15 protein-coding genes are annotated in these 15,501 nt (G+C 68.5%); 4 read left to right on the top strand and 11 right to left on the bottom strand.

Annotated features, from left to right (window positions below):
• The first annotated feature begins 38 nt into the window (after positions 1 to 38).
• Positions 39 to 806 (top strand): hypothetical protein, encoded by a 768-nt coding sequence (locus BM133_RS11665; protein WP_093433860.1) that lies wholly within the window; start codon positions 39 to 41, stop codon positions 804 to 806.
• A 4-nt stretch (positions 807 to 810) separates the two neighbouring features.
• Positions 811 to 1,179 carry a BTAD domain-containing putative transcriptional regulator gene (locus BM133_RS11670; RefSeq protein ID WP_093433862.1) on the top strand — a complete coding sequence of 123 codons (369 nt, stop codon included), beginning with the start codon at positions 811 to 813 and terminating at the stop codon, positions 1,177 to 1,179.
• Positions 1,180 to 1,266: 87 nt separating this feature from the next.
• Here the strand turns inward: BM133_RS11670 and BM133_RS11675 are convergent, their stop codons facing one another.
• The 11 genes from BM133_RS11675 to BM133_RS11725 form a co-directional block, all read right to left on the bottom strand.
• A complete protein-coding gene (locus tag BM133_RS11675; protein WP_093433864.1) occupies positions 1,267 to 2,478 on the bottom strand; it encodes a DUF1501 domain-containing protein in 1,212 nt (403 codons plus the stop codon).
• Positions 2,479 to 2,494: 16 nt separating this feature from the next.
• The gene (locus tag BM133_RS11680; RefSeq protein ID WP_256219149.1) at positions 2,495 to 4,057 is read right to left on the bottom strand and encodes a DUF1800 domain-containing protein; all 1,563 of its coding nucleotides are present in this window, start codon (positions 4,055 to 4,057) and stop codon (positions 2,495 to 2,497) included.
• 121 nt (positions 4,058 to 4,178) lie between these two features.
• The gene (locus BM133_RS11685; RefSeq protein WP_371286320.1) at positions 4,179 to 4,862 is read right to left on the bottom strand and encodes a DsbA family oxidoreductase; all 684 of its coding nucleotides are present in this window, start codon (positions 4,860 to 4,862) and stop codon (positions 4,179 to 4,181) included.
• A gap of 60 nt (positions 4,863 to 4,922) precedes the next feature.
• Positions 4,923 to 6,332: an MFS transporter gene (locus tag BM133_RS11690; protein ID WP_093433870.1), complete on the bottom strand. Its 1,410-nt coding sequence runs from the start codon at positions 6,330 to 6,332 to the stop codon at positions 4,923 to 4,925.
• A gap of 29 nt (positions 6,333 to 6,361) precedes the next feature.
• Positions 6,362 to 8,239: a bifunctional sugar phosphate isomerase/epimerase/4-hydroxyphenylpyruvate dioxygenase family protein gene (locus BM133_RS11695; protein WP_093433872.1), complete on the bottom strand. Its 1,878-nt coding sequence runs from the start codon at positions 8,237 to 8,239 to the stop codon at positions 6,362 to 6,364.
• Positions 8,240 to 8,372: 133 nt separating this feature from the next.
• Positions 8,373 to 9,140 (bottom strand): alpha/beta fold hydrolase, encoded by a 768-nt coding sequence (locus BM133_RS11700; protein ID WP_093433874.1) that lies wholly within the window; start codon positions 9,138 to 9,140, stop codon positions 8,373 to 8,375.
• Positions 9,141 to 9,166: 26 nt separating this feature from the next.
• Positions 9,167 to 10,375: an MFS transporter gene (locus tag BM133_RS11705; RefSeq protein WP_371286321.1), complete on the bottom strand. Its 1,209-nt coding sequence runs from the start codon at positions 10,373 to 10,375 to the stop codon at positions 9,167 to 9,169.
• A complete protein-coding gene (locus tag BM133_RS11710) occupies positions 10,372 to 10,803 on the bottom strand; it encodes a carboxymuconolactone decarboxylase family protein (RefSeq protein WP_093433876.1) in 432 nt (143 codons plus the stop codon). Before BM133_RS11710 ends, BM133_RS11705 begins: the two co-directional genes overlap by 4 nt.
• Positions 10,800 to 12,011: a 3-carboxy-cis,cis-muconate cycloisomerase gene (pcaB, locus tag BM133_RS11715; protein WP_093433878.1), complete on the bottom strand. Its 1,212-nt coding sequence runs from the start codon at positions 12,009 to 12,011 to the stop codon at positions 10,800 to 10,802. Before pcaB ends, BM133_RS11710 begins: the two co-directional genes overlap by 4 nt.
• 19 nt (positions 12,012 to 12,030) lie before the next feature.
• Positions 12,031 to 12,864: a shikimate dehydrogenase family protein gene (locus tag BM133_RS11720; protein WP_093433880.1), complete on the bottom strand. Its 834-nt coding sequence runs from the start codon at positions 12,862 to 12,864 to the stop codon at positions 12,031 to 12,033.
• 28 nt (positions 12,865 to 12,892) lie between these two features.
• A complete protein-coding gene (locus tag BM133_RS11725) occupies positions 12,893 to 13,816 on the bottom strand; it encodes a shikimate dehydrogenase family protein (protein WP_093433882.1) in 924 nt (307 codons plus the stop codon).
• A gap of 204 nt (positions 13,817 to 14,020) precedes the next feature.
• Between BM133_RS11725 and BM133_RS11730 the strand changes: the two genes are divergently transcribed.
• Both BM133_RS11730 and BM133_RS11735 read left to right on the top strand, forming a co-directional pair.
• Entirely contained in the window at positions 14,021 to 14,827 is an 807-nt protein-coding gene (locus BM133_RS11730; RefSeq protein ID WP_093435276.1) for an IclR family transcriptional regulator domain-containing protein, read from the top strand.
• A 1-nt stretch (position 14,828) separates the two neighbouring features.
• Positions 14,829 to 15,476, top strand: coding sequence for a hypothetical protein (locus BM133_RS11735; protein WP_093433883.1), 648 nt, complete (start codon positions 14,829 to 14,831; stop codon positions 15,474 to 15,476).
• Positions 15,477 to 15,501 lie beyond the last annotated feature (25 nt).

Consider the following 15,501-nt stretch of genomic DNA (forward strand, 5'->3'; position numbering starts at 1 on the left):
GATACCCGAAGCAAGCCGCAGAAATCTTCACCCATTCAATGGCACTGACACGCGACAACTGGCCCAGCCGGGCAGACATCCAGGCCTCGCTGGCAGCCCGGTTCGCCCTGCCCCCCTTGCCCCCGCCGATCCACGACTGGTTCGCCTGGTGCCGCAGCATGGGAACGCAGTCCCTCGTGCTGGACGAGCCGGGTTGGCGCGAGGGCTGGCGCGGCGAGCTCACCGGCGCGGGCGCTGTCGATGTGCCAGGCCTCCTGGCGGGCATGGAGGGCTACCGTTTCATCCTGGACCAGGCGGCGAGCACGCCGGCGCATCTGGTGTGGAGCGACGCCGTGGAGACGGGCCAGTGGCAGCCGCACTGGGTGGTGCTGCAGAACGCCGAGGGCGATCCGTTGATCGGCGATATCGGCCAGCCCGAAGTGCCGGTGCTCTGGGATTGGCATGGGAGCGGCCGTTGGTCGCCGCAACCCCTGTTCCCGAATCTCCGGACGCTGATGGAACGCATCGAGGTCGAGGCGCCAGAGCCGCCGGACGACGCTCCCTCGAAGGTGCTTTTCTACACGGTGCATCTGACGGACCTGGGCGCGCAGCCCCTGCAGGTGCTGACCGCGCTCAAGGCGCATCCGAACTACAGGCACCTGGCAGGCGCGAGCCTGCTGAAGCTCAAGCATCGGTTGCCCTTGCCGCTGCTGGTCGACAACGTCAGCGTCGAGGCGAAGGACTATCTGGTTCGCCACTACGAGGCGCTTGGCGCGCGAGTGGCGGTCGTCGGACGAGGGCTGCGAACGCCTTCGGAGCCCCGCTGAACCCATGAACCCTTTCGCCGCAAGCCGGGCACTGGTTCTGGAAGGCTTTGCCGATGCAGACAAATGGGCGCACAACGCGGCGGCTGCGGAGGCTCTGCTGGCCGAGGCGTTGAAGAAGGCACCGGAGAACGTGTCCGCACTCACCTGCATGGGCGCAGTGCTCTGCGACCAGGCGAGATACAGGGAGGCAGTCGATGTGCTCCAAAGGGCCGTGCAGCTCGGCTCGATCGACAGGAACACACACTTCAACCTGGGTGTCGCGTTGATGGCGTGCGGCACTCGAGACAAGGCGTTGGCTGCTTTCGAGCGCGCGCAGCGCTTCAGCGCATCGAATGAAACCTGGGACGCGTACTTCGACCCACAGGCCCAGTAGCGGTGCGCGACTGCCTGGGCATGCGGCGGATGTCAGCGGCGGGCCCGCTTCGGGACGCCCGGAGCCGACGACCGTCTGCGTCGCCCGCTAGACCAGCTGCAGATCCCGCGGCGCCACCCCCTCGAACACGCGCCCGAGTTGCGCGGGCGACAGCCCATACATCCGGCTGAACAACCCACCGAACACCGCCCGGTATTCATTGAGCACCGGGTAGTCGCGGTTCTGGAACAGCGTGGCCTGCGTGAGCGCCTGCTGCTCGCCGACGATACGCCCGCCGGCCTCCGCCGAGAGCCCGCCGCCCAGCACCCAGTACACGGTGCCGTGCCCATGGTCCGTCCCGCGGTTGCCGTTCTCTCGGAAGGTCCGGCCGAACTCGCTGATGACGACCACCACGGTCTGGCGCCACGCGTCTTCGCCCATCTCCTCTGCGAAGCCGGCGACGCCGCGGCCCAGCTCTTCGAAACGGTTGGCCAGGTAGCCGGTGGCGGCGCCCTGCCCCACGTGCGTGTCCCAGCCGCCGACGTCGACGAAGCCCAGGTCGAAGCGGTCGCGCATCAACACGGCCATGCGGCGCGCGACGAGCTCGAAGCCCTTGGCGGTCATCGCGTTGCGGCTGGCCGCGTCCATCTCGGCCTGCACCGCGCGCATGACTTCGTCGCGCACCTGGAAGCCCTCGGCCACGGGCTGCGCGAGCGGCGTGTTGCGGTACATGGAGGCGATGATCCGGCTCTGCCGCGCGTCGATGCCCGAACGCGCATTGCCCGCGAGCGCCATGTTGGCGGCCTTCGCATCGCCGCGCAGCGCGATGGGCAGCTGGTCGGTGAAGGCGATGGGCGACACGTCGGTGATGGGCCCGCCGCCGAGCACGCCCGCCAGGCGGTTGAGAAAGCCCGAACGGTAGTCGCGGCGCTTGTCCAGCGCCTGGCCGAGCTCGATGCCGTCCTGCGTTTCGAAGTGGCTGCGCGTGAGGTCGTCGGTGCCCGCGAAGGCGATGAACGAGGCCTGCTTCTGCTGGAAGAGCGGCATCACGCTCTGCGCGAGCGCAGGGTGCAGGCCCCAGTTGCCGTCGAGCGGCAATGCGCCACCGGGCTGGCCCGGTCGCGCGATGGCGATGTTGGGGCGCGAGGCGTAGTAGAAATCGCTGGCGGTCGGCACCAGCAGGTTGGCGCAGTCATAGGCGCCGCGCAGGAACACGACGAGCAGCCTGGCGCCTTCGGCGGCGGGTGCGGCGATCAATTGGCCTGCGGCGCCCGCGAGCGGTGCGGCGGCGATCAGCTTCAGGAGTTCTCTGCGTTGCATGTGTTTTTCCTTCTGCTCATCGGCGCATCAGTTCGGGCGACGCGAGCAGGAAGGTGTTCCATTCCTGCACGTTCTTCGCCTGCGCGAGCGCCTCGCGCGTGTCTTCGCTCAAGCTGCCTTGCTTCGCGCGCACCGCGTTCGATTCGGCCAGCTGTGGAAACGCGGGCTTCTCCAGCGGCGCCTTGTCATCGCTGCGGAACAGCACCGCCCCGTTCGCCCCGATGGCCCGCGCGATCTCGAAGCGCGTGTTCATCTGACCCGCGCTGGCCCACGCGGCCTCGTTGAGCGGATAGCCATCGGGCGTCTCGTGCCCATACAGCGGCTCGCCCATGCGGTTGATCCAGTTGAGCATCGGGTTCACGTCGAGCACCACGCGGTCCTCGTAGGCGAGCCGCACGCCGGCCATCACGTAGTGCACCGGGTCGCGGAACTTGCGGCCGAGCGAAGCGGCGAATTCGGGCGATTCGAACAGCGCCCTCAGCGTCACCGCGATGTCGCCATCACTGCGTGTGAAGGCCGACGCCATGCGGTCGACCAGCGCGGGCGGTGGCTCGTCGGCGACGAAGTACACCGCGAGCTTTCGCGAGATGAAGCGCGCGGTGGCGGGAGCGCGCGCAAGGCGATCGAGCGCCTCGTCGGCTTCGGCGAGGCCGCGCGCCTGTATCGGCTGGCCCAGCAATGTCTTCGGGCCGTAGTCGTGCCGGTTCGGGTTGAACTCGAAGAGCCCCTTGCGCACGTAGTCCGCGCGCACCGCGGGACGGATGTTCGGCACCGCATCGACCGGCTGCTGGCTCACGCCCACGCCGGTGAGCACGCGGGCCAGCTCCTGCACGTCGACCTGCGAGTAGCCGCCGCCCACGCCCAGCGTGTGCAGCTCCATCAGCTCGCGCGCGTAGTTCTCGTTGATGCGGTTGGCGGCGTTCTGCGCGTTGTCCAGGTAGCGCAGCATCGCGGGGTGGTGCAGCGTGGCACCGAGCAGGTCGCGGAACCTGCCGAGCGCATGCGGGCGGATCGCGTTCTCTTCGTAGTCGCCGACGAGCGCGCGGATGTTGTCCTTGCGCAGGTTGACGTTGAAGTGGTTCATCCAGAACCAGGTCATCTGCTCCTGCAGCTGGTTGGGCGAGTAGAGCGCCCGCAGCACGAAGCGCTGTTGCGCCTCGCGCGCGAGCCGGGTCAGCGCCTGCTGGTAGGCCTGGCGCGCGGCCTTCTTCTGTTCTTCGTCGGGCAGTGCATCGGCGGCCTTGCGCTGGGCCTCCAGGCCGATCACGAGCTGGTCGATGGGGATGCGCGAGATCGTCATCGCGTCGATCTGCGCCTGTGCGGCGGGGGGCAAGGGTTGGGGCTGCGGCTTCAATTGACGGCCCATCCATCGCGCAAGGCCGGTCTCCGCAAGTTCGGCCTGGCTGCTCGCGTTCGCGCCCCAGGTCACGCGATCGAGCCATTGCAACTGCGCGGCCGGGCTGTCGGTCGCGGTGCTGGACACGGACAGCGGGGGCGCATCGGATCGCAACGATCCCGTCGTGCAAGCCGCCAGGGCCATGGCGGCCGACACCATGCAGAGACGGCCAAGATGCAGCATGGGACTCATCATGAACCGATCAACCCGCGCCGGGCCGATGCGGTTGACGGCCGCTCGCCGCCCGCGAGGTAAAGCTGGCGGTCAGCTTCGTTTCAAGCCGAAACGAAAGCCGAAGGCCTCGTCAGGCGCTCACGACCTGGCTCGGCTCCGCGCCCGCGATCTGCTTCAACGCCCGCTCGAACACCTCGACCGGCTGGCCGCCGGAGATCAGGTGCTGGTCGTTGATGATGATCGCGGGCACCGAGTGGATGCCGGCGTCGGTGTACATGCGCTCGCGCTCGCGGGTCTCGGCGGCGTATTCGTCGCTGTTCAATATCTCGCGGGCCCGCGCCGCATCGAGCCCCGCTTCGGTCGCCGCGTGCACCAGCACCTCGGGGTCCGAGGGGTTCTGGCTGTCGGTGAAGTAGGCCTTGAGCAGCAGCTTCTTGAGCGCCGCCTGCTTGGCCGGGCTCTCCAGTTCGGCCCAGTGCAGCAGCCGGTGTGCGTTGAAGGTGTTGTAGACCCGGGGCCGGCCCTCGGCGCTGAACTCGAAGCCGACGGCCGCGCCGCGCTGCCGGATCATCTCGCGAGACTGGGCCTGTTGCTCCCGCGAAGAACCATATTTCTGGTTCAGGTGCTCGAAGGTGTCCTGCCCTTCGGGCGGCATCTGCGGGTTCAGCTCGAAGGGCTGGAAGTGCAGTTCGGCGGTGACCTCCGGTGCCACCCTCTTCAGCGCCGCCTCGAGCGAACTCAGGCCAACGGCGCACCAGGGGCAGGACACATCGGAGACGAAATCGATCTTGAGGTGGGATGAGGAGGTGGTCATGGGCGCCATTCTTCATGGCCCCACAACCCTTGGTGCGCGAAAGGTTTTCCGTGTGACGGGTCAGGCCACAGCCTTGGCCAGCCGGGCGTCGGACAGCGTCTGCTCGCGCAAGCGGTCGTATTCGCCCTTCTCCACCGGCACGGCATCGGGGTTGCCCAGGTCGCGCATGTGCACGCGGTAGGTCTCCCGTGCGCTCATGGCCGCGAGCGCCGCGAGGATGGTCACCGAGAAGGTGATAGCGCCCACGGTGAGCCACACGTTGGTCGAGCCCGGAGGCGCCACGGCGGCGAACAGCGCGGGCAGGAGCGCGGTGAAGGTGGTGCCGATGTTCTGCGAGATGGCCATGGCCGAGACGCGGTTGCGGGTGCGGAACAGCTCCGGGTAGAAGCTCGGGAAGGTCGCGTTGTAGCCCTGGTACACGATGCCCCACATCAGGAGCGACATGCAGATCGCGAGCGGCACGTTCTTGATGCTGATGGCATACAGGTACACGAACGACAGCAGCCCCGAGGCCAGCGCGCCCACGATGATCGGGGGCTTGCGGCCGATGCGGTCCGACAGGTTGCCCACGAACGGAATCACCAGCACCGCGAGGATGTTGCCCAGCACCGGGATCCACAGGTACACGTCTTTCTGGAAGCCGATGCCGTAGGCCGCCTGCACCGCATACGCGGCGCCGAACACGGTGGCCACCACCGGAATCACGTTCATGAGCGCCATGCACACCACGCGCAGCATGTCGGCCCAGCTGTCGGTGAAGGCCTGCACGATGGGCGACCTGGCCACTTCGCCCTTCTTGTCGACTTCGGCGAAAGCGGGGGTCTCGTCGACCTCGCGGCGGATGATGTAGCCGGCCACGATCACCAGGAAGCTCAGGAGGAACGGAATGCGCCAGCCCCACGAGTTGAAGGCCTCCTCGGGCATGTAGTGCGCGAGCGGCAGGAAGACCGCAGCCGCCAGGATCTGGCCGGCCTGCACGCCCTGCAGCGTGAAGCTCGCGAAGAAGCCGCGGCGACCGAACGGCGCGTGCTCCAGGATCATCGAGCTCGCGCCCGAGATCTCGCCCGCCACCGCAAAGCCCTGGATCAAACGCAGCAGCACCAGCAGCGCCGGGGCCAGCAGGCCGACCTGGTCATAGGTGGGCAAGAGGCCCACGGCCACGGTCGAGAAACCCATGAGGAACATGCACAGCACCAGCACCTGCTTGCGCCCATGCGTGTCGCCCCAGTGGCCGAGCACGAAGGCGCCGATGGGGCGCGCGACGTAGCCCACGCCGTAGGTCGCGAGCGACGCGATGATGGCGGTCTTGGGGTCGCCCTTCGGAAAGAAGATCTGCGGAAAGATCAGCGCCGCCGCGGTGGCGTAGATGAAGAAGTCGTAGTACTCCAGCGCCGAGCCGATCCAGCCGCTTGCCGCGGCCTTCTTCGACTGGTGCCTGCCTTGCGGCTCTTTGGCTGTGGTGTTGGCCATGGTTTGTCTCCAGTGATGAATGCAAAAAATCAGTCCTGCGCCTGCGAAGCCATGCGCGCCGGTGCGTTGAGTGCGCCGTAGGCGTCGTAGGCGCCGATGCGCTGCGCGACCTCGAAGAAAAGGCCCCCCTCGAAACTCTCGGTATAGATGTGCAGGTAGTCGCCGGCCGGCGAACGGTCGAACAGCACGCCCGCCGCGCGCATGCGCGCAAGCAGCTCGGGTGCGAGGTCGATGCGCGTGGCCAGGTCGTCGTGGTAGTTGTCCGAAATCGGCACGAAGCGCGTGCCATTGGCGCGCAGCTTCGCGGCCGCCTCGAAGATGTCGTCGCAGCGCAGCGCGATGTGGTGCACCGCGCCGCCGCCGGTCACGCTGAGGGTGCGCGCGGTACGGGTGCGCTGGCTCAGCGACACGTTGAGCACCAGGCGCACGCTGCGTTCTGCATTGGCAACGCCGCGGCTGCGGATGAGGCCGAAGGGGTCGGCCAGCTCCAGGCTCTCGCCGGGCTCCAGGCCGAGCACGGCGCGCGTGAAGAGCACCCAGGTGTCCAGCTGGTCGAGCGCGAGCCCGAGGGCGACGTGGTCGATCTGCTTGAGGCCGGCGTCGTTGGCCTGGGGCGCCTCGTCGTCCTGGAGGATGAAGTCCGCTTCGTACAGGCCGCTGGCACCCAGCGCCTCGGGCACGAAATGGATCAGGTTGCCGCCCGGTGCCACGACCGCCGGCACGCGCAGCTCGTCGGGGCCGACCGGGCTGTCATGGCGCCGGGAGCGCATCGCGGTCGCGCGCTCCACCGCCGCGAGCGGATCGGCGCAGCGCACGCCCAGCGCGCACACCGAGGTGCCGTGCGCCTCGAAGCGGCTGCGGGCGAACGAGTCGGGCTGCGCATTCACGATGAGGTTGATCTCGCCCTGGCGGTACAGCGTCACGGCCTTGGAGCGGTGCCGGCCGATGCGGCGAAAGCCCAGCTGGCGCACCAGCGTGTCCAGCGTGAGCGCCGAGGCTTCGTTGGCCGCGAACTCGATGAACGAAAAGCCCGAGAGCGCCGCCACCGGCGGCGGGTTGAAGAGCTGCACGCGCTGCGGCTGCACGGGAGCGAGCCGCTGGCGCGCTTCGCTTTCCAGGTACAGCAGCGAGCGCATCGCATCGACGGCGGTGCGGCGGTTCGGCGTCTCGCGGAAGATGTCGTTGAAGATCTCCAGCGACAGCGGCCCCGTGTAGCCCGCACGCAGCACCTGCGCGAAGAAGCCGGTCACGTCGAAATCGCCCTGCCCCGGAAACGAGCGATGGTGGCGTGCCCACTGCAGCACATCCATCGCGAGCAGCGGCGCATCGGCCATCTGCAGGAAGAAGATCTTCTCGCCCGGAATGTCGGCGATGCCCGCAGGATCGTCCTTCAGCGACAGCGTGTGGAAGCTGTCCAGGACGAGCCCGAGGTGCGTGTGGTCTGCCTGCTTCACGAGGTTCCAGGCCTGCCTGTAGAGCGAGGTGTGCCGGCCCCAGGCCAGCGCCTCGAAGCCCACGCGCAGGTTGCGGCGGGCGGCGCGCTCGGCCAGTTCGTGCAGTTGCGCAGCGGCGAGCGACGGATCGTTCACCGACAGCGGCGACGTGTTCGAGCAGCACAGCACCATCGGCGCGCCCATCTCCTGCATCAGGTCGAACTTGCGTTCGGCGCGCTCCAGGCTGCGAAGGAACTGCGCCTCGGGCATGCCTTCGAAATCGCGAAACGGCTGGTAGAGGTCGATCGACAGGCCCAGGTCGGCGGCGATGCCGCGCAACTCGGTGGCCGTGCCCTTGAAGTTGATGAAGTCGGCCTCGAACAGCTCGATGCCGTCGAACCCGGCCGCCGCAATGGCTTCGAGCTTCTGGCGAAGGGTGCCGCTGAGCGAGACCGTAGCGATGGAGCGATGCATGGGGGTGGACTTTAGGAAGCCTGGCCCCGCGCCACAATCTATTCGGGCAACGGCCGAGCGATTATCGAACGCAAACGTCCATTAATCGCACGGAATACGGGATACACCTAGGTTGGGGGCCTCCCGATGGCGCTCAAAGACTGCGCCAGAAATCGATCAGCAGCTGTGCGAACTCGGCCGGCCGCTCCACTGCGCTCAGGTGCGCGGCGTCGATGGTGGCCAGGCGCGCGCCGGGAATGGCGGCGGCCATGGCCTCGGACATCGCCATCGGCGTGGCCTCGTCCTGCAGGCCGCCGATCACCAGCGTGGGCACGGCGATGCGGTGGTTGCTCTCGCGGAAATCGATGGCCGCGACCGCGTTGCAGCTCTCGATGTAGCCCTGCGCATCGGTGGAGACCAGCACGTCGTGCAGCGACTTCGCCGCGGCCGCGCCTTCGGGCGTGCCGGCATACGAAGGCGTGAGCCAGCGCGAGACGGCGCCCGGTGCGATGGCGGCCACGCCCTTGGCGTTGACCGTCTCGGCGCGCGCGCGCCACGGCGCCTGGTCCGGGTAATGGGCGGATGAGTTCGCGATCACCACGGTCTTCAGCAGCTCGGGGTGGCGCACCGCCAGCGCCTCTGCGGTCATGCCGCCCATCGAGAGGCCGACGAAGTGCACCGGCTCGCCGCCCGCCTCGCGCTGGATGAGCTCGGCCGCGTCCTGCGCCAGCGTCTGCACGCGCAGCGCGCCCGGCACCACCTCGGAGCCGCCGTGGTTGCGGTGGTCGTAGCGGATCACCGTGTGCGCGCGCGCCAGCTGCGCGGCCACGCCGTCCCACATGCGCAGGTTGCAGCCCAGCGCATGGCTGAGCACGACGAAGGGGCCTTCGCCTTCGCGAACGACATTCAGGCGGATGGTCATGGTGTGTTTCCTTTGTACGGATCTTTTTACGGAGGCTTGGGATGTTGAAGACGCGGGAGCCAGAGGAACGCAATGGCCAGCAGCACGGTGCCGGCCGCCAGCATCGGCACGACCATGGGCCAGGCGCCATTGGAAAAATCGTTGTCGACGAACAGCGCGGCGACCTGCCCCACGCAGAACGCGACCATCATCATGCCGAAGCCGGACCACGACACGGCCCGCCCTGCAAGATGCGGCAGGTCGCCCACGGCGCCGGCCTGCCCGCAGGGCTGGTGGATGCCGTGGCCAAGGCAATACACGGCGTGCCCCACCAGCAGCGGCACCGCACTGAGCGGCATGAGCCAGCAGCCCAGCGCCTGGATGACCGCGCCCGTCATGCTGAGCGTCGCGCCCAGCCGCACGGTGCGCACCGGCCCATGGCGGCGCAGCAGGCTGCGGCACAGCGTGGTGCTGAAGATGTAGACCAGCGAGCCGCCGGCCGGGATCCACCCGTACCACGCGGGCGACCAGCCGAGGTAGCCGATGTAGACCATCGGCGAGAGCAGCAGGAAGCAGAAGAGCCCGCCGTAGGTGGTCGCCGCCACCGAGGCCCAGGCGCGGAACGAGCGGCTCGCGAACACCGCGCGCGTGCTGCCGCGCGGTGCGGACGATTCACCGGTGAGCGGCTTGCGCGTTTCGCCGAACGAGCGCCAGCACATCGCGAACAGCAGCGAGGCGTAGACCGCCATCGCCACCATCACCCAGCGCCATCCCGCGCCCTGCACCAGCCATGCGCCGAGCAGCGGCGCCGCCAGCCCGACCACGCCCAGCCCCGTGAGCCCGCGCGCCATCACGTGCGGGCCTTCGTGCGCCGGATAGAGATCGCGCACCGCCGCACGCGCGCACACGAGGATCGCAGCCATCGAAAAGCCCTGCAGCGTGCGCCAGCCCGCGAGCACCGCCACGCTGCCCGCGAACGCGCCGCCGAACGCGGCGATCGCGTAGCAGGCGAGCCCCGCGAGCAGCACCGGCCGCCGGCCGAAGCGATCGGCGAGCGGGCCGCACAGCAACTGCGCAAAGCCGAAGGCCAGCACGAACAGCGTGAGGCTGGTGCTGGCCGAGCCGAGCTCATTCGCGATGGCGGGGAGCGCCGGCAGGTAGCTGTCGGTGGCCACGGGCTGCGCCGCGAGAAGCAGCGGCAGCATCAGCGTGAACGTGACGTCCAGGCGGCCCTTGCGGGCGACCGGCGCGGTCACTGCGCTGCCGGTGCGGAGGGCAACAGCCCCTTCTCGCGCAGGATGCTGGTGGCGATGCCGAATGCATGGTTGGCCACCGGCACGCCGCAGTAGATGGCGGCCATCATGATCACTTCCTTGATGTCCTCGGGCGTCAGGCGCGATTCGGGCGGGCCGTCGAGCGCGGCGCGCACGTGCATCGCGAATTCCTCGTAGGCGTGGATGCCCAGCATCATCGACAGCACCATGTAGCGACGCGTCTTGTCGCCGAGGGCCGGCCGGCCCCAGATGTCGTTCCACGCGTGGCGCGTGATCAGTTCCTGGAACTCGGCGTTGAAGCCGTTGCGGTTGGCGAGCGACTTGTCGACCCAGGCATCGCCGAGGATGCGGCGGCGGTTGAGCAAGCCGTCTTCGTAGCCGTTGCTGCTGGGGGTTTCGGGGGCGGTCATTGAAAGAGTTCCTTGTCTGAGAGTCTGGCTTGCAGCGCTTTCACTTCGGCGAGCGCGACATGGCCGGCATTGATGGCGAGCCCGGGGTCGAACCATTCGTCGGCGGCGTCGCGCGGCAGTTCGGCGCGCAGGCGCTCGATGTTGGCACGCATGCGCGCGGCATCGACCTGCAGGCCCGGCAATGCACCCGCCATCGCGCGCACGCTGCCGTGCGCCGACATCAGGAGCTGCGGCCATTCGGCCAGCTCGGCCTGCCACGCGCCGAGGGCGCGCTCGTGCTGCTGCGGCATCGCGCCGAGCAATGCGGCCACGCGCTGTGGCGCGCGGTGCGCGGCGGCAATGGCGACCATCGACGCCACGGGGTTGCGTTTGTGCGGCATGGCCGACGAGCCGCCCCGACCCGGCTCGCTCGGCTCGGTGACCTCCGCGACTTCGTACTGGCCGAGCAGCGAGATGTCGACGGCGACCTTGCCGAGGCTGCCCGTGATCAACGCGAGCTCGCAGCCGAGCGCGACCCATTCGTCGCGCTGCGTGTGCCACGTCGCGCCGGGGTCGCCGAGGCCCAGTTCCTTGGCCATGCGCTGGCGCACCGCGGCGCCCAGCCCCTTCATCTGCGCGAGGGTGCCGACCGCGCCGCCCAGTTGCAGCTTCAATGCGTGCTTCGCGGCGTTGTGCAGGCGGATGCGGCTGCGCACCAGCGGCGCGGCCCAGCCCGCGCACTTGAAGCCGAAGCTGGTGACCGAGGCCGGCTGCATCAGCGTGCGCGCGAGCATCGGCGTCTCGGCGTGCTGCACGGCCAGGCGCAGCAGCGCGCTGACCGCCTTGGAGAGATCCGCCGCGATGAGCGTGACCGCCTCGCGCGTGACCAGCGCCATCGCGCTGTCGATCACGTCCTGGCTGGTGCTGCCGAAGTGCACGAACGGTGCGGCCTCGGCATTGAAAAGGCCCACGGCCTCGCGCAACGCCTTGACCAGCGGAATGGCGACGCTGCCCGCGCGGCCGCTCTCGCGCACGATCTTGGCGACATCGAACAGCTCGACCTTGCAGCTGCCGACGATCGAGTGCGCGGCGCTCTCGGGGATCAGCCCCTCGGCGGCCTGCGCGCGCGCGAGCGCGGCTTCGAAGCGCAGCATCGCGTCGACGAACGCGCGATCGCTGAAGGCGTCCAGCGTTTCGGAAGTGGAGAGAAAGCCTTCAAAAATGCTCATGCGATGGCCTTGGTTTTCATCAATATTTCAGCTGCGCAACGGCGCGCAGTTCTTCCGGGGACGCGGTGCCGAAGCCGAAGAATTCGAGGTACGCGGGGATCATCTCGAACAGCATGTCGGTGCCCACCTGCACCGCGCAGCCCTTGGCTTTGGCGGCCTGCAGCAGCGGCGTGTATTCGGTCTTCATGACGACTTCGCCGACGAAGGTTTGCGGGTCGATGCGGTCCACGTCGAAGGGCAGCGGGTCGCTGTCCTTCATGCCGAGCGGCGTGGCGTTGACGACCACGTCATAGCCGGCCGGGTCCTTCGAGCCCGTGGCGACCTTCATCTGCGGGTAGTGCTCGCGCAGCCGTGCGGCCAGCGCCTGTGCGGATGCATCGCTCATGTCGAACAGCATCAGCTCGGCCGCGCCCGCGGCCGCGATCGACGCCGCAATGGCCGAGCCCACGCCGCCCGTGCCCGACACCAGCACCCGCGTGCCCTTGAAGCGCCGCCCCTTGCGCTCCACGCCGCGCACGAAGCCCGCGCCGTCGAACTGGTCGCCCAGCAGCGTGCCGTCGGGGCGCTTGAGGATCGCGTTGCAGGCGCCCGCCACGCGCGCCGTGGGCGTGACTTCGTCCACCAGCGCCATCGTCGTGACCTTGTGCGGCATCGTGACCAGCGCGCCGCGCAGGTTCGAGAACCTGAACACCTGCGGCAAGGTGGCCGCGTAGTCCTCGGGCTTCACGCCCATCGGCACCACCACCGCGTCGATGCCCTGCTGGTCGAACCAGGGGTTGTAGATCATCGGCGCCTTGAAGGCCTCGGTCGGGTAGCCCAGGTGCGCGATGAGCGTTGTCTTGCCGGAAATCATGAAAGCCGTTTCGTTGAAAAAGTAAGGCTCAGGCGACGCTGGGCGAGTGATAGCGCAGGGGGTTCGCGATCTCGGCGTGCATCGCCGGCGGATAGACGATCTCGCGCAGGAAGTTCGCATCCGCCTGCAGCGCCTCGGCCGCATCGAGGTGGCCGAAGTAGCGCAGGTAGTGCGGCATCTGCTGGATCAGCATTTCGAAGCCGGCCTGCGCATTGAGGCCTCGCGCACGCGCCGCACGCACCAGCGGCGTGGGCTGGTTGCGCAGGAGGATGTCGAAGAGCGCCGCGTGGCTTTCCATGCGCGACACGTCCAGCGGCAGCGCGTCGCCCTCCACCAGGCCGAGCGGCGTGGCGTTGATCACGAGGTCGTAGCCCTCGGGCGCGTTGCTCTCGGCCGCGACCACGGTCGCGTCGAAGAAGGCATCGAGCTTGGCCGCCACGCCCGCCGCCTTGCCGGCGGCCGTGTCATGCAAGGCGATGTGCTCCGCGCCGTTCACCGTGCCGCCCTCGGCCAGCGCCACGCCGATGGCCGCGGCGCTCACGCCCGCGCCCAGGATCAGCACGCGCTTGCCGCGAAAAGGAATGTTGCAGTGGTCGAGCGCGCCGATGAGGCCTTCGCCGTCGAACAGGTCGCCCTCGAGCTGGTCGCCTTCGGTGCGGCGCACCACGTTGACCGAGCCCGCCACGCGGCCGAAGAGGCCGCAGCCATCGAGCAGGTCGACCACCAGCGGCTTGTGCGGCGGCGCGATCACCATGCCGCGCACGTTGCGCGCGAGAAAGGCCGACTTGAAGAACACCGCGAAGTCGCGCACCGGCACCTGCATCGGCAGCAGCACGGCGTCGATGCCCAAGCGCTCGAAGGTGGCGTTGAACATGCGCGGCAGCCGCACATTGCGCACCGGATCGCCCGGGATCAGGTAAGCCTGGGTGCTGCCGCTGATGGAATGGCTCATGTGCTGGGTTCCGTTCGTCAATCGCGCTTTGGGGGTCGGATGCCGAGCTTTATAGACCTATCAGTTGACCTTTGCAGCGCCGAAGTTAACAAAACGATCGATGATCGATCATTAAAATTCGACAATCGATCAAATCAAGGGTTTTTACCTGCCAAGAATGCAGCTTCCCGGCCGAAGGCCGGAGGCACACTCCCGACCATGACCATGTCCACCAAGCCCACCAAGGACAGCAACAACGAGCCGCCCGCGCCCCCCGGCCTGGACAAGCGCGACTGGATCGCCGGCCTGGAGCGCGGCGTGAGCATCATCGAAGCCTTCGACGACGCCAACCCGCGCCTGACGGCCAGCCAGGCCGGCCAGCGCACGGACATGACGCGCACCGCCGCGCGGCGCTACCTCTTGACGCTGCAGCACATGGGCTACGTGGCGAGCGACGGCAAGCTGTTCTGGCTCACGCCGCGCGTGCTGCGGCTGGGCCGCTCGTACCTGGAATCGGCACGCCTGCCGCGCGTGGTGCAGCCCTTTCTGCAGCGCGTGGCGGCCGGCACCAACGAAATTGCGTACCTGAGCGTGATGGACGGCGACGAGGTCGTCTACATCGCCCGCAACGGCCCCAACCGCAGCATGAGCACGGGCTACGTGCTGGGCGCGCGCGTGCCGGCGCAGGTCACGGCCTCGGGCATGCTGATGCTCGCGCTGCGCAGCGACGCCGAGTTGAACGCGTGGCTGGCCACGCGCGAGCTCACCGTGTTCACCTCGCACACCATCGCGAGCATGGAGCGCATGAAGCTCGAACTGGCCCGCATCCGGGCGCAGGGCTGGGCGCTGTCGGAGCAGCAGCTGGACCTGAACTCGCGCGGCATCGCGGTGCCGCTGCGCGACCGGCACGGCACGCTGGTGGGCGCGCTCAACATCACGATGCCGATGGGGCACGAGAGCTCCGAAGACGCGGTGGCGCGCGTGCTGCCGGTGCTGCGCGAGACGGCGCAGGCGATGCGCAATTTGATCTGACATGAACATCCCGGCGCGCGCCCTTCCCGACTGGACGCGGCAGTCCGAACCGGTGGACGGCGTGCAGGTCGACATCGGCTTCGCGATCTCGCCGAGCTTCTACTACGGCCCGGAAAACGGCATTTCGGCCGAGCAATGGGAGGCCCTGCGCGATCCGCTGGTGCAGCCCGCCATCTCGCTCGTGGAGCGGCACTTCGTGCTCTCGGCAGACGCGGTCGGCAAGGAAGACGCGTTGTGCCGGCACTACCGCGACGTGCTCGACAAGGCCGCCCGGCACGGCAAGGACCCGCGCCGCGGCGCGTACTTCTGGAACCGGCCGGTGGTCCATGCGCCCGACGGGTTCGTGCTGAGCTTTCCGTGGCACGACCACTTCATCGAGGGCCGGCTCTTCATCGAATCGCTCGACACCCAGGAGGCCGGCGAAGTCTTCTCCTACTACGAGCAGGGCTGGGCGTTCGAGCTGCACCTCTGCGAAGGCACGCTGTACATGCACGAAAGCGACCCCGACTCGGGCGCGACGCACCACAACCTGCGCTTCACCCACGAACCCGTGCGGGCGCAGGCAGCGGGCGTGCTCGCGCGCGCCGAGGCGCTCATCGCGCGGCTCGCCCGTGAATTCGGCCAGGATTACTGGACCTCCCGCGACTGACAGCATTCCGACAGCATCGGCCGGG

Source organism: Variovorax sp. 770b2, from assembly GCF_900115685.1.
Classification (GTDB): domain Bacteria; phylum Pseudomonadota; class Gammaproteobacteria; order Burkholderiales; family Burkholderiaceae_C; genus Variovorax.